Here is an 18732-nt window from a genome sequence, read left to right on the forward strand (position 1 = left end):
GCGTGGCCGGCAGGGCTTCATCCGTTCTGCGGAAGAAGGTCGCTTTCACGTTGTGCGGCGTACCAGCCCAGGGCACGCACCATGGCCTTGTGCGGGGTGGGCGGGAGGAGAGGATCCAGGCTGATCCAGGCTTCGTCGACGAGGATGCGGGCTTCGGTCGTGCAGGCCTCGAGCGCCCCGCTGTGGAGGATGAGCTGGGAGGCTGTGCAGGCGCCGGTGTCGGAGCGTTGCCGGAGCGCGTCGCGCAGGCGTTGGCGGTCGGTCGCGTCGAGGCGTGCGACAGCGTGGGCCACGGGGTAGGTGACCTCGCCGTTGCGCAGGTCCTCGGCGGGGGATCGGGTGGTGATGCCCTGCTGGTGTTCCTCTGCGGTGACCAGCCCGTACAGGTCGGCGACGTCGTCGGTGATCTGGTAGGAGGTTCCGACGGCTTCAAAGTAGTGGCAGATGGCGTCGAGTTGCCGCTCGTCGGCGCCGCCGAGGATCGCGGCGACTTCGGCGGTGCTGCGGACGAGCATCCCGGTCTTGAGGCGGTGTGCGGTGCGGACTTCGTCGAGGAGCGGGCGGGCGTCGCCAGTGGTGACGGCTTCGTCGAACGCGGTGTGGTGTCCGGCGATGTCGAGGGCCTGGCCGGCGTGGGCGGCGCGCAGGTCTCGAAGGTAGAGACGGTAGATCCGCAGCATGGTGGCCGGGTCGACCTGCGGGACTCGCTGCATGAGGGCGTCGAAGGTGTAGTAGCCGAGGGTGCCGGCGGTGATGGCGGGAGCAGTGCCGAAGACCTCGTGCACGCTGGGACGGCCGCGACGGGTGGGAGAGTCGTCCTGGATGTCATCGATGACCAGCGCGGAGACGTGAAGGAGCTCGGTGATCGCGGTGAGCGGCCGGTAGGGCTCGGGGTCGGCATCGAGGAGGCACAGGACGGCAGCGGCGACGTAGGGGCGCCAGGAGCGTCCGGGGTTGTTCAGCAGGTGGAGGAGGGGAGCGGAGACCGCTTGGTGGAGGCGGGCACGTGCGCTCGCGTCGAGGCCAGTCAGATTGCTGGTGCCGGTGAGGAGTCCGAGCGCGGCGTCGTCGCGCGGGTCGGCGGAATACAGGGCTGCGGCTTCCGCACCGGCGATTTCTTGGGTGCGGCGCATGTAGTGCTCGATGTCGCCGATGGTGTTGGCCGGGAGGGTCTCCAGAAAGGCGGTGCCGCTGACGGGTGCGGTTCCCAGGGTGCCGTGGACGGCCGCGGGGCTCTCCCACATGGCGCGGCCCAGAATCAGCGTACGGATCTCGCCCTCGGCGGTTGTTGCGGTGATCTCGACGTCCAGGCCGAGATCGGGGATGCTCACGTGCACTGCCGTGGGGTAGGTGTTGAGGGTGGCCAGTGAGGTCCAGTGCTTCAGGGGCCGCCAGGTCAGGTCGTGGTAGCTCACGGTGCCGTCGGGCGCGACTGCTGTGGCGCGGGTGAGCTCCAGACCGCTGGCACCGGTGGCGGGATCACTCGTGCGCGAGTGGATGCAGCTGATCTCCCAGCCGCTGTCGAGCTGGATACCGGCCCACTCCCAGGTGTGGTCAGGTGTCCCCGAGGATCGTTGGGGGGCGTAGTAGGTCGCACCCCAGTCCTGCTCGAACCAGGCGTGGCCCTCCAGCCGTCTCTGGGTGCCGTCCTCCCGGCTGACCGTGCCGTGGGCCTGCAGCCTCGGCACGAAGTACGTCGTCATCGCGTCCGCGTCAGCGGGCAGCCGTCCCGGGTAACGGCCCTGGGCATCGAACTGCGGGACTGCGGGCTTGGCGGGGGCAAGGACGAGTTCGAAGCGGTCCCCGTCCCGGAAGGCCAGTCGGTAGCTGCCGTCCTCCTGGCGGCGCAGGGCCGCCAGATCACCGAAGGAGATGTCCAGGGTCTGGGCCGACTCGGCGACGGGCTGGGTCAGCAGCCGGTCGGGCAGCAGGGGGCCTTCCGCGAGAGCCTGCGTCAGTGATTCGCGGACCCGGTGATCCAGTGCGGCGTCGCCGGCGATCACCGTGCGGAGCGTGTCGTGCATGGAGGGCGTGAGCCAGGCGCTTTGGGACGCGCCCGTCGGGCCCGAGCAGACGGACATCAGGGCGTGGCCGGGGGCGGCAGCATCGTCGTGGACGTCGTGGTGGCGCAGCATGATGATCATCCACGTGTACGCGTTGCCGTCCTCGTCGCGCAGATGACCATTGAGGTACCACACTTCGACGCCGGCGGAGGGATGGGGTAAGCCGAAGGCCGCCGGGTCGGTGACGTCATACGGTGCGGCCTGCGACGGAACATGCGCCGCAGGGCGGGAGGAGGTGGTCATACCGGGAACGTAGACGTCCGTCACTTCCATGACGGGTCATCGACCATCCGACCATCAGATCGGATGAACACCCCGTCGATAAACATCCGGATCGCCGTGTCGTAACCGCTTGCTACTCGTTAGAGCGGAACGCCAAGGGGAGGAGACCATCGATGGAAGTACGGGGCGTGCACCACGCCTACGGCCGACGTGAGGTCCTGCGCGGCATCGACCTACAGCTGGATGCGGGAGTCATGGCCGGTGTCGTGGGAGAGAACGGCGCGGGCAAGTCGACCCTACTGAAGATTCTCTCGGGCGAACTGGCCCCGGATCAAGGCACGGTCATCCACGAGGGCAGGTTCGGGTACTGCCCTCAGGCAGCCGTCCTCAACGACGCACTCACCGTCCGTCAGCACCTGGACTACTTCAAGGTCGCGTACGGCCTGAGCGACCTGGGCCGCGCCGAAGAGGTCATGAACGCGCTGCAGTTCAGCGAGTACGCCGACGAGCGGACCGCAGTTCTCAGCGGCGGAACCCGGCAGAAGCTGAATTTGACCCTCGCCCTCATGCACGACCCGCACGTCCTGCTGCTGGACGAGCCCTACCAGGGCTTCGACTGGGATACCTACCAGCGGTTCTGGGGCCTGGCCACGTGGTTGCGCGATGAAGGCCGTTCGGTACTCGTGGTCTCCCACCTCGCCTACGACGCCGAACGCCTCGACGTGTTGTGGCGCCTGGACGGCGGTCTTCTGCATGAACAGACCACGGAGCGTGCGGCATGACGCCCCGCCCGCCCTGGCACCGCCACCGCATGTTCTTCACGACCGCGGCCCGCTACGCGCTGACCGAGCATGCGCGCAACCGCTTCGCCATGGTGCTCGTGGCCCTGTTCATCCCGGTATGGACGGCGCTGGCATTCTATTCCGTTCCCGACACCCGCACCCGCTTCCGGCTGCGCGCCACCGGACGCCTGATCACCCCTCACGGCAACCAGCTCACCGAGATCACCGGCGCCCTCAACGCCGTCACCCTGATCATCGGCTTCATGATGTTCGCGGCATCCTTTGCAGGCGGCCACTTCGACCGCCGCCTCGCCCTGGCCGGTTACCCCCGCACCCACCTCGTCCTGGCCAAGCTCATCTCCCTCACACTGATCTCCGCAGCCGTGGCCGCCTACGCGACAGCCCTCACCTGCCTCTTCTGGAATCCGCAACAACCGGCCCTGCTCGCAGCAGCCCTCTTCCTCGCCGGCATCACCTACGGCACCCTGGGCGTCGCCTTCGGCTCACTGCTACGCCGCGAAGTGGAAGGCATGTTCGCCATCGTGATGACCAGCGTCATCGACCTCGCCCTCCAAAACCCCCTCTACAGCTCCAGCTCAAACGGCGGCACCGTGCGCTACCTGCCCTCCTACGGCGCCATGCAGGCCGCCACCGGCGCCGGATTCTCCGCCACACCCCTGCCTACATACCTGGCCATCCAGGCCGGATGGTTCACGGCCACCGCCCTCACCGGTCTGCTCGCCTTCCACATCCGCACCCGCACCCGCCTCAACAGACCACGACCGCACAACACAACGCCGCCCACCCCTGACAACACCCCGCCGACAGGCTCCGTGCCCGCTCCGGTGCCCAAGGCGCCCTCGCAGCGGCGAAACCGTTCCCGCACTCGCCCCTCATCCAGACGTTCATGAACAGCGCAGCCGCCACCCTCAGTTCGCCGACCTGTGGTGACACCCAGGCCGACAGCGTCGGTCAGGTGGCCACGGGCGGGACGAACGCACCGGCCCGAGGCGGGCGGCAGTCACGCGCCAAGAAGCAGGACCTACTGCGCGGTGAGGTCGTCGGGCAGGGCTGGTGACCGGCCCGTACTGGTGAAGTGCACCCGCCAACCCGTGATCGACATGACGCTGGACGACAGCCCGTGGACAGCTCAACAGCGCATAACCGAAGTGGGACGGTTACCGTGCCCAGCTCACCGTGTACGCGGACGGGCGGGTGCTCCTGCGCTCCCAGCAGGGAACGGACATGACCGACTCGTTCCCCGAGATCCGGGACACGGCCCTCGCGCAGTTGGCGGCGGACACCGGGCTGGATGGCGTTATGTGACCTGCGCGGGTGTCTCAGCCCCAGGGTGTCTCAGGTGGCGCACCTCTGTGGACGAGAGGCGTTCGCCGCCGATGGTTCAGGGAGCCGAAGAAGGAACAGGGCCGTGCGGCCGTCAGCGCGGCACAGATAACCTGCGCGAATGAAGCGGATTCAGCGGGCCGCTGGCGCGGTCGTCGGCTCAGCGGTGGGTGACGCCCTGGGCGGCCCCTTCGAGTTCGGTCCCCAGGGAGCGTTCTCAGCGCGGTTCCCCGCGCCTGGTGCCGGTGGCGAGATGTGCGGAGGCGGTGGCTGGGACCCCGGCGAGGCCACTGACGACACGCAGATGGCCATCCTGGTCGCGGAGTCGCTGCTGGAGCAGGGCGGACTGGATCTTCCGGACATCTTCGCCCGCTTCCAGCGGTGGGCGGCATCAGACCCCAAGGACATCGGCCTGCAGACCGAAGACGTCCTGACCAACGGCATGTCTTGGGACCTCGCCGCCGCGATCCATTTCCAGGTCAACCAACGAGCGGCCGGAAACGGCTCCTTGATGCGGGCATCGACCTCCGCAGTCCACTTCGCGGCCGCCGGCCAAGAAGCCACCATGGACGCCGCGCGCCGCATCGCTGCTCTCACCCACGGTGACCGCGCGGCCTGGGAAGGAACCGCGATCTTCCACGAACTCATCCGCGTCACGTTCGAGGACACTGACCCCCTCACCGCGTTCCCGGACATCCTGGCTCAGGTCCACCCCGACCACCGCAGCCGCTACGCCACCGTCCTCTCGCCCGACTGGCACCCCGATCAGGCAACCGAGTTCAACGGTGCCGTCTGGCCCTGCCTGGGCTCCGCCGTCTGGGCCCTGCGCACCACCACCAGCTTCGAAGACGCGATACGCGCGGCAATCGACCTCGGCGGCGACACGGACACCGTCGCCGCGGTCACCGGAGGCCTCGCGGGGGCGTACTACGGGCTGGACGCAATCCCTGCCCGCTGGACCCAGCCACTCCATGTCCCCCTCCCAGGCTTCAACGGACGGGTACTGCACCTAGCAGATCTGCTCCACCTTGCACACCGCCTCGGAGGCTGAACCGGGTGCTGCTCCGCGACGGCACTCTCCACGAACTCCAGCCCTCAGCGCGTGCCCCTGAGCCGGTCATGACAGTGCAGTGACTGCAACTTCTCGTCATTGATGTTCACGTACAGTGCTTACAGGTCGAACTCGAGGTGCTCGATGTCCGTGAAGCGGACCTCCTCCAGCTGGCCGGCGCGGCGGCCGTTGTCCTGGAAGTACATGTCCTTGAGCCCTTCGGCTGCGATCTCGCGCAGTTGCTGGTCGCCGGCGCCGGCCTCCTGAGCTTCGAAGAGGCGGGCGGCGTACTGCGGTGGCAGCGCCACAGTCAGGTGCCGCAGGCGGGCATCGTCGGTGGAGCCGATCGGCGCGGTGTAGCCGATCCGGGCGCGGGTGTCGATGACGATGCCGCCGGTGGTCGCCGCCCTCTGACGGGCCTTGGCGCGGACCTGTGGCTGCCACCGCTTCTTCACCTCGCGCTCGAGGCGGGCGGCGAGGTCGGGGCGGGGCTTCTTGATCTGGTCCTTCACGTACCGTTCGACGGTGCGCTGGGAGATCCGCAGCATCTGGGCGACCGGCTTGGTGCCCTTGAGCTGCTTGACCAGGTACCGCATCTGCGCGCCCGCGCTCTTGGGCGCCGGGCGGGTGAACGCCTTCTGCACCGCGGCGTCCAGGCCGTCCCCGAACAGGCTCATCGTCGCCCTCTCCTACTCTCCGCTGTCGACGTCGGTGACGGTGCCGTCCTTGATGTAGCGGGCGAGGTTGAGCTCCGGGGCGTTGAACCGCTCGCGGACCTCTTCGCCCCACAGGACGCTCTGGGTGCCCTCGTGCTTGACCAGGCCCGGGTTGATGCCGAGCTTGAAGCCGCCGGGCAGCGGCTTGCCGTCCCGGTAGGGCAGGAAGTCCAGCGGCGATTCACCGTGGGCCGCGTAGACGACGCAGTCGGACAGGATCGCGACCGGGTACTGACCGGTGAACGACGCATGCTTGACGATCTTCCGATGCAGGTTGATCCGGGTGCGGGAGATGACGGCTGCGCGGATGTCGGGCCGCCACGTCGGGCGGGACAGGGCCCGCCACGGCTCACCGGGCCGCCATCCTTCACCGCGTGGCCGCTCGCGCAGCTTACCCAGGCCGCCCTTGACGGTCGCCTTGATCGCCGAGACGACAATGGCCAGCTGCGGGTCGCGCTCCTTGTAGCCGTCCATGGCCGCCAGGAAGTCGGCCGGCTCCATGTCCGCGTGCACGCCGAGGTCGGCCATCGTGGCCAGGTAGGCGTCGCGTAGCCGGTTGTACCAGCCGTCCAGGTACCGGCCGTTCTCATACCGGACGTACGCCTCGATCGGCCGCACCTCGTAGCCGAGCTCCGCCGCGTAGGCGACAGTGGGCGTGGCGTACCAGGCCGGGCCCTCCGGGCGCTCACCCTTCGGCGTGAACGGGCTGGGCAGCAGGTCGCCGTCCAGCTCCACCCACTGCTTGCCGACCTTCACCCTCGACAGGTCGACGTGGGACAGGTCCACCAGCCACGAGCCGGGCAGCTTCGGGTCGAACACCGGTGCCTTGACGTGCGTCGGCGCACCAAGGCCGACGACCAGGCCGTTGGCGCCGGCGGCGAAGGCCATGTTCACGTCGATGCCGACCAGGTGCCGCAGGGTGCACTCGGCATCCGTCATCGGCCGCGCCCAGTCGTACGCCTCCTCGAACAGCTTCTCCGCCGGGCCGCGGACGTGGAAGCGCGGCAGGTCCTTCAGGAGCGGGTGCCCGTCCGGGGCCTCGCACGGGGCGCAGTCCACCGGGTCCTTGCCCAACGAGCCGGGGTTGTGCTCGGAATGCCGCTTGCCATCGGCGTCGGGCTCGGAGGCGCGAGTCGGCGGGTGCAGCGCGGTCATCAGCTCCAGGCCGGTGACGGCGGTGGAGCCGCGCGGCGTCATCACCCGGGACGCGTACACACCCAGGAGCTGGGCGAGGTCCGCCGGCGGAAGCTGCGCGGCGTTGCCCCAGTGCCGGGAGTCGAGCGCGTGCCAGGACGGGATGCACAGCTGCACGCAGTTGCGCTCGGAACCCTGCGCTGGGCGGTAGATCCGCGCCCACGGCCCGAACCCGCGCTTCGTGAGCTTCCAGTCGGCGCGCGCCAGCTGCTTGACGACCTTGTGGCCCTCCGGGATCCGCCCGGCGAGCCGCTCCTCATCCGTGAGGGCGACCGGCAGGCCGTAGCGCTGCAGAGCGGCCTCGGTGAGCACGAGCAGCGGGTCGGCGTCCTTGCCGGGGCCGGACAGCTTCGGCTGCCCGAGCTTCGCCTCCTTCAGGGTCCACTCCACCAGGGACGGGAGGGACTTGGCGGGCACGTCCAGGACCAGGCCGCCGGTACAGTACGCCAGCACCTGCCCCTCGGCGTCGACGTCGACGACCGCGAGCGGCCCGTTCTCGAAGCGCGGGTCGTTGCTGCCCGCCAGGGTGTTGACCGGGGCCGCCTTCCGCGCGCCCGGGCGGCGCGACGTTGAAGTGCTCCTGGCGGTGCGCGCCGGGCGCGGCGCGGCCTGCTCGGCAGCGGCGGGGGTGGGGGCGATCCGGGTGTTCTCGTGTTCAGTCATGGCCGCAGCCTCGGAGGCCGGGCCTGTGGACAGAGTCCGCGCTTCCGCCGGGGCGGTCTGGCTGGTGAACGTGGCGGGCGCCGGGTCCGGGGCGGCGGCGGGCGCGGGGTAGAGCTCCGCGAGCTTGTTCAGCAGCCGCGCGTACGCCTCACGTTCGGGGCCGCGGGGCTCGGTCGGCTTCTTGACCGACTCCCAGCCGGACACCGTCGCCCGGCGCACCTTCAGCGCGCCGGCCACGTCGTCCAGCGTCAGCCCGTGGGCCTGGCGCAGCCGCTTGCGCTCCTCCGCCGGCGGCAGTGGAGCGCGGGACGCGACCAGCGCGTCGACCGCGTCGAACAACTCGGACATGAAACACCTCCTGCCCGACAGTCTACCCCCAAACCGTACCTCAGGCGTAATTTTTGCGTAAGGACACCGTACGGATGGCGTTTGACGACGGCAGGCCAAGGGTCTGTACCAGCCGCGCGATGCTGGGCGGAACGACTTCGCGCTGCGGGCGCGGACGTGAAGTGTTCGGTGGCCACCGAGGATCTCCTTGCTGTCCGGAGTCGACAGCTGCTGGAGGTCCTCGTCCGTCAGCACCAGCATCTGCCCGTTCGGGAGTTCGGCGCCGCAGCGATCTGGTCCCGGCGGCAGCTCCTGGCCGTCCGGCCCGCATACGCTCCGCTGGCGTACGCAAGCCGCCGTCATCGGCGTGCATGCGGTGCAGGTGGATGCGGTGTGCTCGGTCGTTCGCGCTGCTCGGCCTGCTGTTTCTCCTCTTGTTCGCGGGCTTCGCGTTTCGCGTATGACGCAGCCGTCGGGGTTGCGCAGTGCCTCGCGCAGGGTGTGGGTTCGGCCGGCCGAACCCGTGCCAGATCCGGCCGGCCGCGCCGTGTTCAACGAGGCGGCACCGGGTGGGGGTCACGATCGGGATCGCCTCGTCGTACCAGCGGTATGCCGAGTCCCGGTAGGCCTTGGGCCGCCAGCAGGTGCGGGAGAGTTCCTCCACCCGGCGCATGCCGGCGGCCAGGGTGCGGGGGCCGGCGCCGCCGAAGACCAGGGCGACCGGCGGCAGGCCCTCGTTGGCCTTCGGGCCGTAGCGCAGGAACCACGCGGCCGGCTGCGGCCGTCGGCGTTCTTACTGGTGGAGGCGAAATCCTCCAGGTAGGTCCTGTTCTCCCGAAGCTGCCCGGAAGTGACAAGTAGCTTTCTGTAATCAGGGAGGCGCGCGGTCACCCGGCCGTGGCTGCGGTCGGGGTTCCGGGCTCCGGCAGTAGGCGGTAGCGGCCCTGTTCGCGCCGGACCAGGCCGGCGGTTGGGTGGGGGAAGTGGGTGCCGAGCAGCAGGTCGTCGGTGTCGGCCAGACGGTCGAGGAGGCGGCGGCGGGTGCTCACGGCCTGCTCGGGGTCGATGTCGACGCAGCTGGTCAGGTGGGGGTGGGAGAGCTGCACGGGGTGGTGGATGCTGTCGCCGGTGATCAGGCCCGAGCGGTTGGTGCCGTGCAGCTCCACGGCGAGCTGGCCGGGGGTGTGCCCGGCGGCCGGTACCAGGCGGATGCCCGCTTCCACCTGGTGCCCTTCGGCGGGGACGTCGGCGAGGTCGAACTGCCCGTGGTCGTGGACGGGCAGGACGGAGTCGCGGAACATCTGGCGGCGGTTGGCGTCCAGGTCGGCGGCGGCCCAGTAGTCCCACTCCGTACGGCTGGTGAGGTAACGGGCGTTGGGAAAGGTCGGCACCCAGCGGTCGCCGTCCAGGCGGGTGTTCCAGCCGACGTGGTCGGTGTGCAGGTGCGTGATGATCACCAGGTCCACCGACTCGGGCGCGAATCCCGCGGCCGTGAGGCGCCGCAGGTAGTCGGTGTGAAGGCCGTTCCAGGCGGGGTTGGCGCGCTCCTTGCCGTTGCCGATGCCCGTGTCCACCAGGATCCGCAGGCCCCCGGCCTCGACGGCGAAGGTGTGACTGGCGAGGTACGGCACCTCGGCGTCGGCGAAGTGCGGGCGCAGCCACGGCGCCTGGTCGATGACCTCCTTGGTGGCTCCGGGGAGCAGCCAGGGGCCGGTCTGCGGCGGTAGGGCGATCTCGTCGATGCGGTGGACGGTGATCCCGCCGAAGTCCCAGGAGAGCGGGGCGTCGGTCGTGGAGGGGGTGGGCTGGGTCATCGTTCTGGCTTTCGGTGTGCGCCGTCGGGCTGGTACGGCGGAGTGCGGGGTCTGTGCGGGTGGGTTCAGCGGACTGCGGTGTGGTGCCGGGTCAGGAGCGGTACGGCGAGGGCGGCCAGGGCCAGGAGGATGACCGTGGCGCCGTAGAGGGACACGGCGGTGGTGAGGCCGTACCGGTTCGTCGGGACTCCGGCGAGGATCGCCGGGAGGGTGAGCAGGGCGCCGGGGACGAGCAGGGCCGAGCCGGCGATGCTCGCCCTGCTCGCCGGCAGTGACCTGGCGGCGAGCACCGCCAGCGCGGCGGCGAGGCTCAGGGCGAAGAACACCAGGCCGCCGACGGCCCGGGGCGCGAGGGGAGCGATCGTACGGGTCAGGGAGGGGCCGAGCGAGGAGTGGAAGCCGCCGAGGGCCCAGGCTGCGATGACGCCGGGGGCGGTGAGCGGCATCGTCCGGCGGGCGGAGGCGGCGATGGCGATGCTGGGGCGCAACGAGTGCCACGCGCCGGGGTGCGGGTGTGCCGTCTCGGGGGTGAGGGCGACAGCGGCGGCCTGGGCGGTGAACAGCGCGAGCAGTATGAGGTACACGGTGCGGGTGGGCTCGAGGGCGAACTGCACGAGAGCGGTGGACGCCAGAACGCCGGCCGCCATGCCGCTCAGCGGGGTGACGCTGTTGGCCAGTGCGGGCCCGGCCCGGGCGATCGGGGTGCTCGAAGTCGAGCAGTGCGGCCCCGGCGGCTCCGGATGCCGCGCCGGTGGCCAGGCCCTGGACGACCCGGGCGGTGATGAGGTCGGCCACCCCGTGCGCGGTGGCGAAGATCGCCATGGAGGCGGCCTCGGCAAGCAGCGCTCCGGCCAGCACCGGACGTCGGCCCAGGTGGTCGGAGAGGGTGCCGGCGGCGAGCAGTGCCACGAGCAGGGCGAGCGCGTAGGCGCTGAACACGACCGTGACCGTGAGCGCCGAGAAGTGCCACTCGGCCTGGTAGAGGACGTACAGCGGGGTGGGCGCACCGGAGGCGGCCAGGAGACCGATCAGGACGGAGGCTTGGAGCGCGAACGATCCTCGGCGAGGCAGCAGAGCGCGGGGGCGAGGCGGGGTGGCGGTGGCGGTGGCAACGGACACGGACACGGACACCTCCAGGCGCTTAAGGCTACATCTTTGCGATAAGAATCCTAGGTGCGTTGAACTACTAACGCAATGGATTAGCTTTTGCGCGGGGCCTTTTGTGTCGGGCGTGACGCGAGTGGACGTCGCCGGTGCACGCCACCCACGCGCTACCGCGCCGACGCGCGGGCAGGGGGGCAGTGGGGGCCGACCGCGCGCGTCCGAACGCTCAGGACGGGTCGAGCGCAGCCGCCACCAGGCGGTGGACGTACTCCGTCGAAAGACCGTCGGGACGGAAGAGGATGCGGTATATCACCGGCGCCACCACGCGGTCCAGCAGGCTCTCCACCTCCGGCACCGCCTCACCGCGCCCGGCCGCACGCACCCCGATGGCCTTCAGCTGCTCGACCGCGTAGTCGGAGCAGCGGGCGGCGGCGCCGCCCGCCGGGTCACCGGCCAGCGCATCGCGGATGTAGACCATGCCCACCTGCGAGGACATCTCCTCCAAGAACTGCTCCGCCCATGCCTGAAGGTCCGCCCGGAGGCTGCCGTGGTCGGCCGGGGGCTGCTCGGGGCGCAGTCGCTGCACCGCCACGTCGGCCAGCAGCGCCTGCAGGTCACCCCAGCGCCGGTAGATCGTCGAGGGAGTGACCCCGGCGCGGGCGGCGATCAGGGGCACGGTCAGCCCGGCCCGGCCGACCTCGGCCTCCAGGTCCCGAACGGCCTGGTGCACGGACTGCTGGACGCGCGCGCTACGCCCGCCCGGGCGTACTGCGGTTCGGCTAGCCATGCCCCTACTCTAACGCGAACCGTTTGCGTCAAGGCGGCCAACCGGCGCGCGTCCTTGAAGCGGGCTCGGGAGTCTCGCCGAGACGGGGTCGAGGAACCGAAGACCCGGACGAGGGACAGCTCGCCGGGTCCTTCCTGCTGGAGCAGACGCCGCCGTGGTACCGCCGCTGTGGCCGTGCTGTACGGGCCGCGCGTCTCGCAGGCTTCCCGTCCGGCTTCGCCGACATGGTTATGGCGGGGTCCTGGGGGTTCGTCTTGGGCATCCTCCATGTCCGCGGTGGCGACATCTCGACCCAAATCGCCCGGCGAGGGAGAGCCGGACGAGACGGAACCGTCTCACATAAATGAACCGCAGAGACAAACCGCACCGACGAAGACGACGAGGCTTCTCGCCTCCCGTCAGCTCGTGCGGACACCACCGGGTGAGGCCGGCGGCGAACCCGACACGACGCCGTGAGAAGGGGACGGACCACGTGAGTCGGGGCAGCTGTCCGTTCTCGTGAACATCGGTTCCGGCCCGGAGCGGCGCCTCCCATCGGGCTGAACCTCTGCGAGTCGATCTCCGGGGCGAGGTGGGCCGCGTTCCGGCGGGTTACTTCTGGGTGACGTCGGTGCAGTAGACGTCCTTGTCCGGCAGGTGGCCGGTGGTCAGCAAGCCGACGGTGGCCCTGTCGGCGCAGGCGGACCCTGCGTTGTAGACGTAGTGCCCGCCGTTGTCGACGCCGACGAAGGCGGAGCCGTCTCCGAGGGCCTTGTGCAGGCCGACGCCGCTTTCCCACGGCGTGGCGTTGTCCCGGCGGTTCTGGAGGATCAGGGTGTTGCGCGGGCCGCCGGGCACTACCTTGACCGTCGCCTCAGCCGGCTTGTCCCAGTAGGCGCATGCCCAGATGTTGGCGGGCATGCCCGCGGTGAGCGGCCACTTCTCGCGGTCGGCGGCGGTGCGGGTGGCGTAGCCGTCGACGTCGTGCGGCCATTCGGCGTCGCCGCAGGTGAGAGCCATGAACATGGTGGCCTGGTTGTCCGCGGGGATGCCCTGGGAGATCGGTGTGTCGGCGAACACCTGCTTGAGAACGGCGGTGTCGGCGGCCGTGGTGCTGCCGTGGGTCAGGTCGTCGGCGGCTTTCCAGAAGTTGGCGAGCACGGGAAGGGTGTTGTTGTGCAGAAGCAGGGCGTAGGTCATGTTCCGCAGCAGCGCCCCGTCCAGCGACGCCGATGCGCCGGGAATCGCTGCGGGCGTGCGGTCGAGCCGGTCGGCAAGGGTGAGGTAGGCGTGGGTCACCTGCGCGACGTTGGTGCCCAGCCTGAGGGTGCCGTCCTTGGCCGCGGCGACGCGTGCGGCGTCGGGGAACCGGTCGGCCATGCCCTTGCCCCAGGTGTCCGCGACCTGGTTGGCCCATACCTTGGTGGGGTCGACGTTGCCTTCCAGGATCATCCGGTCGGTGTGGTCCCGGAAGAGGGCTCGGTAGACGGCGCCGAGGTAGGTGCCGTAGGACTGGCCCCAGTAGGAGATCTTCTTCTCGCCGAGCGCCTGGCGGATGCGGTCCATGTCGCGGGCGGTGTTGGCGGTGTTGTAGTACCGCAGGTTCTTGCCCGCTGTGTCGGCGCACTGCTTGGCGTCGGCTTTGGCGAGGGCCACGTTCTTGGTGATCGAGCCGTCCGCGGCGGGATAGGGGAAGAGCCCGGACACGCTGGGGTTCTTCAGACCGCAGCTCTGTGGGGTGCTGTGTTCGACGCCGCGCGGGTCGAAGCCGATCAGGTCGTAGCGGTCCAGCACGGACTTCGGCAGTGTGGACGCCATGGTTTCGGGCATGTCCAGACCGCCCAGGGCCGGCCCGCCGGGGTTCAGCAGCAGGACGCCATGTCGCTTCCCGGGTTTGGCGGTGGACAGCCGGGAGACCGCCACGTCGATCTTCGTGCCGTTCGGGTTCGACCTGGCCAAGGAAGTCATGGTCCCGGAGGCGGCCGAGTACAGCTCCATGCCGCTGGGGCGGGCCACCGGTCTGTCCGGCGTGACCGAGCGGCTCGCCTCCACCATTGGACCAGCGGCCGGCGGCTCCCTGGTGGCACTGCTCGGCCCACTGACGGGACTTGTCGTCAACGCGGGCTGCTTTGCTCTCGGATCGGTGATCATCGCACTGGCGTTGCCCCGCTGGATGGGACATACGGTCGAGGAAGCCCCCTCCCAGGCCGGGGAGACGGAACCGGGTTACTGGCGACGATTCGGCGAAGGCTTCACGTTCCTGCGCGGCGAGTTGCTGCTGCTGACCGTCATCGTCATGGTCGGGGTCACCAACCTGCTGGACGCGGGATTCGCCACCGTTCTCATGCCCGTCCGGGCCAAGGAATCCGGCAACGGGCCGACTGCGATCGGCCTGATGGGCAGCGTGTTGGGAGCCGCTGCGATCGCCGGGAGTCTGATCGCTGCGGCGGCGGCGCACCGGCTGCGACGCCGGATGGTGTTCTTCACCGGGTTCCTGTTGGCCGGGGCGCCGAGATTCCTGATCCTGGCCTCCGATGCACCGATGGGAGCAGTACTGGCCGTGTTCGCCGTCAGTGGATTCGGGGCGGGCTTCCTGAACCCGGTGCTGGGGGCCGTCCTCTTCGAGCGGGTGCCACGCCGAATGCTGGGCCGGGTCAACGCCCTTGGTGACTCTCTGGCCTGGGCCGGTATCCCTCTCGGTGGACTGATCGCCGGGGCGGCCGTGGCCTCCGTCGGACTTGCACCGGTGTTGGTCGCCTGCGGGGCCGCGTACTTCCTCACCACGAACCTGACCGGGCTGCGGCCGGAGTGGCGCGAGGTCGACCGCGTGGGTCGGCGAGACGCCCGGGAGCGGCAAGGGGCGCCAAGGTTTAGCCAAGTCCGTCGAAGCCGGACTTCCTGATCAGCTGCGCGAGTTGTTGCGCACCGGACACGAACGAGGATTCGGAGGTGTTGCCGTATCCCAGGACGAGCCCGTTGTGGCCGGAGTTCGGGAGCAGTGAGCTCTGTGACAGGGGCCAGGGGGCCATCCGGTACCGCCGGGCGGCACGGGCAACGGGCTGATCCGGGAAGTCCGCCGGCAGGCGCAGGGTCAGGTGCATGCCGCTCTCGCCGCCGGTCACGGTGTGCGGCACGTCGAGGTGTTCGGCCAGTGCCGCCCGGAGTGCGTCCCGGCGGCTGCGGTACAGGCGGCGCATGCGTGCGAGGTGCCTGCTGTACTGGCCGGTCTCCATGAAGTGCGCCAGGGCCAGCTGCTCGCAGCGGTGGCCGCCGCGCAGCATCTCGTCCACGACCGGCGCCGCCCGGTCGACCAGCGCCTCGGGCAGCACGAGGAACCCCAGGCGCAGTGAGGGGAACAGGGTCTTGCTGAAGGTCCCCACGTAGAACACGGGTGCGTTCGGCGACAGGCCCTGCATGCAGGCCAGGGGTCCTCCGCTGTGGCGGAATTCGCTGTCATAGTCGTCCTCGATGATCCAGGCACCGTGATCGCGGCACTTCTCGATGAGGTCGAGGCGTCTGGAGGCGGTGAGGACCGAACCTGTCGGGTACTGGTGCGCGGGCGTGGTGTAGACGAGGCGGGGTGTGCGGTCCCTCCAGTCAGCTGCGGAGATCCGCAGGCCCTCCGCGTCGACCGGCAGCGGGACGACGTTCAGGTCACCGGAGGCCAGTGCGGTCTGCGCGCCGCGGTAGCCGGGGTCCTCGATCCAGGCGGTGTCTCCCGGGTCGGTGACCAGCCGGACGCACAAGGAGAGCGCCTCCTGCGCTCCCTCGGTGATGACGATCTGTTGGGGGGCGCAGTGCAGGCCGCGGGCCAGCGCGAGGTGGCGCAGGACGGCGGTTCTCAGCGCCGGTTCCCCCTGGGGCGGGCCGTAGCCCAACAGGCCCGTTCCGCCCTGCTGGAGTGTCCGGTCCAGGGAGCGTCGCCAGGCCGCCAGGGGGAACTGGGGCAGCGCGGGGACCCCTGGTTCGAAGGCGAGGGAGTCGGCGCTTCCCGGGAGGGGTTTGCGGATCCGGGCGCTGCGCTGCGACAACGCGGGTGGGGTGGGGTGGTGGGCGCGGCTGTCAAGCTCCGGTCGGGCGAGCGCGGTGACCCGCGTGCCTTGCCTGCTGAGCTCGATGTAGCCTTCGGTGCCCAGAACGTCGTAGACGAGTGTCACGGTGTTCCGTGAGATCCCGAGCCCCCTGGCCAGGGAGCGGGAGCCCGGCAGGCGGCTACCGGCGGGCAGCCGGCCGTCGAGGACGGCGGTGCGGATGCGGTGCAGGAGCTGCTTCTGCAGGGACTCCCCGCCGCGCGTCCTGGAGAGGGGCTCGTGCTGGAGGAAGTCGAGCTGCGGCCCCAGGGGCTCGCTGCTGGTGGTCGACACTGCTCCGTCGCCCCTCGTACGCGTCCGCCCTCGCCAAGGTCGGGCGGTGTGGATCCATGGAATGAGTCCATTATGGACCTTACCGGGGGTCCACGGCTCTCCTGGTCCGGCAGGTGCCGACACGCACAGCGAGAAGAGAAACGTCCTGGGCGCGGCGTGCGCGACTTCCGGCCGCGTGGCCCTCCGGCCGCCGAGGGTCCGTGACCGTCCGTCAACGCTGCACGGAAAATGATCCAGAGCCCAAATTGAGCCGACGCCGGCATGAGTACCGGTTGCCGGCCCCATCGCCGTCTGGGGACTTCGGCAAGAAGGGTCGAGCCCGCCACGTCACAGACGCTGGTCGGCTTTGATTCGCAAGGCGACACCGACGACGGCACCCACAGCGGTCATGGCGGTGGCGGAGGCCACTGACATGACCCGAACCGAGATCCGGTTCACATCGTTCCTTTCAGCACCGCCTGCTTGCGGCGGGACCGGGCGAGCACTTACCGCGTCATGACTTCGCGGTTCTCCCCTGGGGCACTGCCGACGGCTCGCACCCGGGCAGCGGCTCTCATTCGGTGTCGCGGGGGGCGCTCGCCGTGGCGGCGGTGGCGAGCCACGCCCGGTGTGCCGCGAGATCGGCCGGCTCCAGCAGCGGTGTCTCGTTGATCGTCGCGATCAGCTCCTGGTAGCGGCCGAGCAGACCGGTGAACCCGCCCGCGAACCCCGCGGTGGCGCCGGTCCCGACCGGGACGGTGGTCGCGATCCGCCGTCGAAGTTCACCTGCGTACTCCTGCCCGACGACATCGGCCATCGACGCCACCACCCGGTGGGCGATGTCCCGAGCCTCAGCACCGTCCGCCGGTAGACCGGACCGCTGTGCCGCCATCGCCTCCAACTGCACCCGCCGCAGCCTCTCGATGCGCTCCAGCATCGACGGCGCCGTGACCTCGCGCGACCGGGAGCCGCTGAACGCGTCATGGAAGAACGAGCGGACGGCCAGGCGGAAGTCGTCGTCCTGCAGCAGGCCGACCAGCTCGATCCATGCCTGGTGTTGTGCGGCGGTCGGCTCCAACGGCAGGTTCGGCCGCATCCGGTGCAGGAGCCACGCGAATTCGGGATGGACCTCGAGGCCGTCGCACACCTCGTCCCAGAATCCGTCGATGAGCCGCTCGCGGTCGTCGTCGCTGCCGGCGGAGACACGCGTGTTCATCGCATTCCCCTCGCATCGCCGGGTGTTGGCACGCAGGTATCCGCTGATCGTACGCCGCATCGCACCGTTCGGGGCCACGATCACGTTCGATCGTCTGGTACTTCGCCGCCCCGAGATACGACAGTGCCCCAGGAAGCGACGTTGACCACGACCAACTCCTACGGGCGAAAAGACCCTCGAGCAGTCGTGGCTGGACCTGAGCATCACCACGGCCCTGTACACCGGGCCTGTCCTGAACATCGCGCCACCGCCGAGTGGATCGACTGGTACAACCACCGCCGAGTCGACGGGGCTCTCAGCTACACATCACCAGCCGAGCACGAAACCGCCTACCATCACCGGCACACCCGCGCCAACGGACCCGTCAGCGCGTGACATTCCAGCTCACCACCGGACCCGGAACGGTTCAGTCCCACCCCGGCCGTTCCATCCCAGGTGATGGTGGCGGGGCGGGGTTCGGGCCTTGCCTCTGCTACGTGTGGGTGGGCTGCGCCGCGTTTGCGTTCGAGGCCGGGGCAGGGTCGGGGTGCGGGCGCGGTGGTTGCGGGGTGGCGTGTGCGGAGTCGTACAGGTCGGTGACGAGGCCGCGTGCGTAGTCCTCGTCGGTTTCCGGGATCGAGAACACCACGCGGAAGTAGAGGGGTGCAACCACGTGGTCCAGTACCCGTTCCAGTGGGGGTGTCGCCTCGCCCCGTTGGGCCGCGGCTTCCAGGGCGGCGTGGAACCGGGTACTGACCCGCTCCAGGCACTCGCGCAGTCCTGCTCGGCGCTCGTCCACGTCCGGAGCTACTTCGGCGCGGAAGAACGCCACGCCTCCCGGCCGGGACAGGTCGGCGAGCGTCCACAGAGCGGCTCGTTCGAGATCCTTGCGCAGGTCACCGAGCAGCTCCGGCGCCCCCTCGTCCTGGCGCCGGGCGGCCACGTCCGCCAGGAGCGCGGAGGTCGTACCCCAACGGCGGTAGACGGAACTGGGATTGACGCCGGCGCGGCGCGCCACCGCGGGGATGGTCACCTTCTCGGTCCCGACTTCCTGCACCAGGTCCACGACAGCCCGGTGCACGGCGGCGCGTACGCGGGCGCTGCGGCCTCCGGGGCGGATGTCTTTGCCTTCGATGGGCATGCATCCA

General features: G+C 69.9%; 15 protein-coding genes and 2 pseudogenes. 6 read left to right on the forward strand and 11 right to left on the reverse strand.

What is annotated here, in order from left to right; translation table 11 throughout:
* Positions 1-17: 17 nt before the first annotated feature.
* Entirely contained in the window at positions 18-2306 is a 2289-nt protein-coding gene (locus AC5WS8_RS00160) for a polyprenyl synthetase family protein (RefSeq protein WP_496101159.1), read from the reverse strand.
* 152 nt (positions 2307-2458) lie between these two features.
* On the opposite strand from AC5WS8_RS00160, the gene AC5WS8_RS00165 reads away from it, so the two are divergent.
* The 5 genes from AC5WS8_RS00165 (at position 2459) to AC5WS8_RS00185 (ending at position 5462) form a co-directional block, all read left to right on the forward strand.
* Positions 2459-3067: an ABC transporter ATP-binding protein gene (locus tag AC5WS8_RS00165; protein WP_496101160.1), complete on the forward strand. Its 609-nt coding sequence runs from the start codon at positions 2459-2461 to the stop codon at positions 3065-3067.
* Positions 3064-3978 carry an ABC transporter permease gene (locus AC5WS8_RS00170; RefSeq protein WP_496101161.1) on the forward strand — a complete coding sequence of 305 codons (915 nt, stop codon included), beginning with the start codon at positions 3064-3066 and terminating at the stop codon, positions 3976-3978. Before AC5WS8_RS00165 ends, AC5WS8_RS00170 begins: the two co-directional genes overlap by 4 nt.
* Positions 3975-4145 carry a hypothetical protein gene (locus tag AC5WS8_RS00175; protein ID WP_496101162.1) on the forward strand — a complete coding sequence of 57 codons (171 nt, stop codon included), beginning with the start codon at positions 3975-3977 and terminating at the stop codon, positions 4143-4145. Before AC5WS8_RS00170 ends, AC5WS8_RS00175 begins: the two co-directional genes overlap by 4 nt.
* 119 nt (positions 4146-4264) lie before the next feature.
* Positions 4265-4393, forward strand: coding sequence for a hypothetical protein (locus AC5WS8_RS00180; RefSeq protein ID WP_496101163.1), 129 nt, complete (start codon positions 4265-4267; stop codon positions 4391-4393).
* Positions 4394-4532: 139 nt separating this feature from the next.
* On the forward strand, positions 4533-5462 hold the full coding sequence (locus tag AC5WS8_RS00185; RefSeq protein WP_496101164.1) for an ADP-ribosylglycohydrolase family protein: 930 nt from the start codon (positions 4533-4535) through the stop codon (positions 5460-5462).
* Positions 5463-5581: 119 nt separating this feature from the next.
* Here the strand turns inward: AC5WS8_RS00185 and tpg are convergent, their stop codons facing one another.
* From tpg to AC5WS8_RS00220, 7 genes and pseudogenes are all read right to left on the reverse strand, one after another.
* Positions 5582-6139: a telomere-protecting terminal protein Tpg gene (gene tpg, locus AC5WS8_RS00190; protein WP_496101165.1), complete on the reverse strand. Its 558-nt coding sequence runs from the start codon at positions 6137-6139 to the stop codon at positions 5582-5584.
* 12 nt (positions 6140-6151) lie between these two features.
* Positions 6152-8383 (reverse strand): telomere-associated protein Tap, encoded by a 2232-nt coding sequence (tap, locus tag AC5WS8_RS00195; RefSeq protein WP_496101166.1) that lies wholly within the window; start codon positions 8381-8383, stop codon positions 6152-6154.
* Between the two features lie 866 nt (positions 8384-9249).
* The gene (locus AC5WS8_RS00200) at positions 9250-10176 is read right to left on the reverse strand and encodes an MBL fold metallo-hydrolase (RefSeq protein ID WP_496101905.1); all 927 of its coding nucleotides are present in this window, start codon (positions 10174-10176) and stop codon (positions 9250-9252) included.
* 65 nt (positions 10177-10241) lie between these two features.
* On the reverse strand, positions 10242-10823 hold the full coding sequence (locus AC5WS8_RS00205; RefSeq protein ID WP_496101951.1) for a hypothetical protein: 582 nt from the start codon (positions 10821-10823) through the stop codon (positions 10242-10244).
* Between the two features lie 103 nt (positions 10824-10926).
* Positions 10927-11307: pseudogene (locus AC5WS8_RS00210) on the reverse strand (MFS transporter); the annotation flags it as partial.
* 199 nt (positions 11308-11506) lie between these two features.
* Complete coding sequence (locus tag AC5WS8_RS00215) at positions 11507-12067, reverse strand: TetR/AcrR family transcriptional regulator (protein WP_496101167.1); 561 nt, start codon at positions 12065-12067, stop codon at positions 11507-11509.
* Positions 12068-12658: 591 nt separating this feature from the next.
* On the reverse strand, positions 12659-14005 hold the full coding sequence (locus tag AC5WS8_RS00220; protein ID WP_496101168.1) for an alpha/beta hydrolase: 1347 nt from the start codon (positions 14003-14005) through the stop codon (positions 12659-12661).
* Between AC5WS8_RS00220 and AC5WS8_RS00225 the strand changes: the two are divergent.
* A pseudogene (locus tag AC5WS8_RS00225) lies at positions 13995-14948 on the forward strand (MFS transporter); the annotation flags it as partial. The gene AC5WS8_RS00220 and the pseudogene AC5WS8_RS00225 sit on opposite strands and share 11 nt — an antisense overlap.
* Here AC5WS8_RS00225 and pdxR read toward each other — a convergent pair.
* From pdxR to AC5WS8_RS00240, 3 genes are all read right to left on the reverse strand, one after another.
* Entirely contained in the window at positions 14917-16410 is a 1494-nt protein-coding gene (gene pdxR, locus AC5WS8_RS00230) for a MocR-like pyridoxine biosynthesis transcription factor PdxR (RefSeq protein ID WP_496101169.1), read from the reverse strand. The pseudogene AC5WS8_RS00225 and the gene pdxR overlap by 32 nt on opposite strands.
* Positions 16411-16963: 553 nt before the next feature.
* Complete coding sequence (locus tag AC5WS8_RS00235) at positions 16964-17605, reverse strand: hypothetical protein (protein ID WP_496101170.1); 642 nt, start codon at positions 17603-17605, stop codon at positions 16964-16966.
* Positions 17606-18077: 472 nt separating this feature from the next.
* The gene (locus AC5WS8_RS00240) at positions 18078-18725 is read right to left on the reverse strand and encodes a TetR/AcrR family transcriptional regulator (RefSeq protein WP_496101171.1); all 648 of its coding nucleotides are present in this window, start codon (positions 18723-18725) and stop codon (positions 18078-18080) included.
* Positions 18726-18732 lie beyond the last annotated feature (7 nt).

This window comes from Streptomyces sp. PTL18, assembly GCF_059510295.1.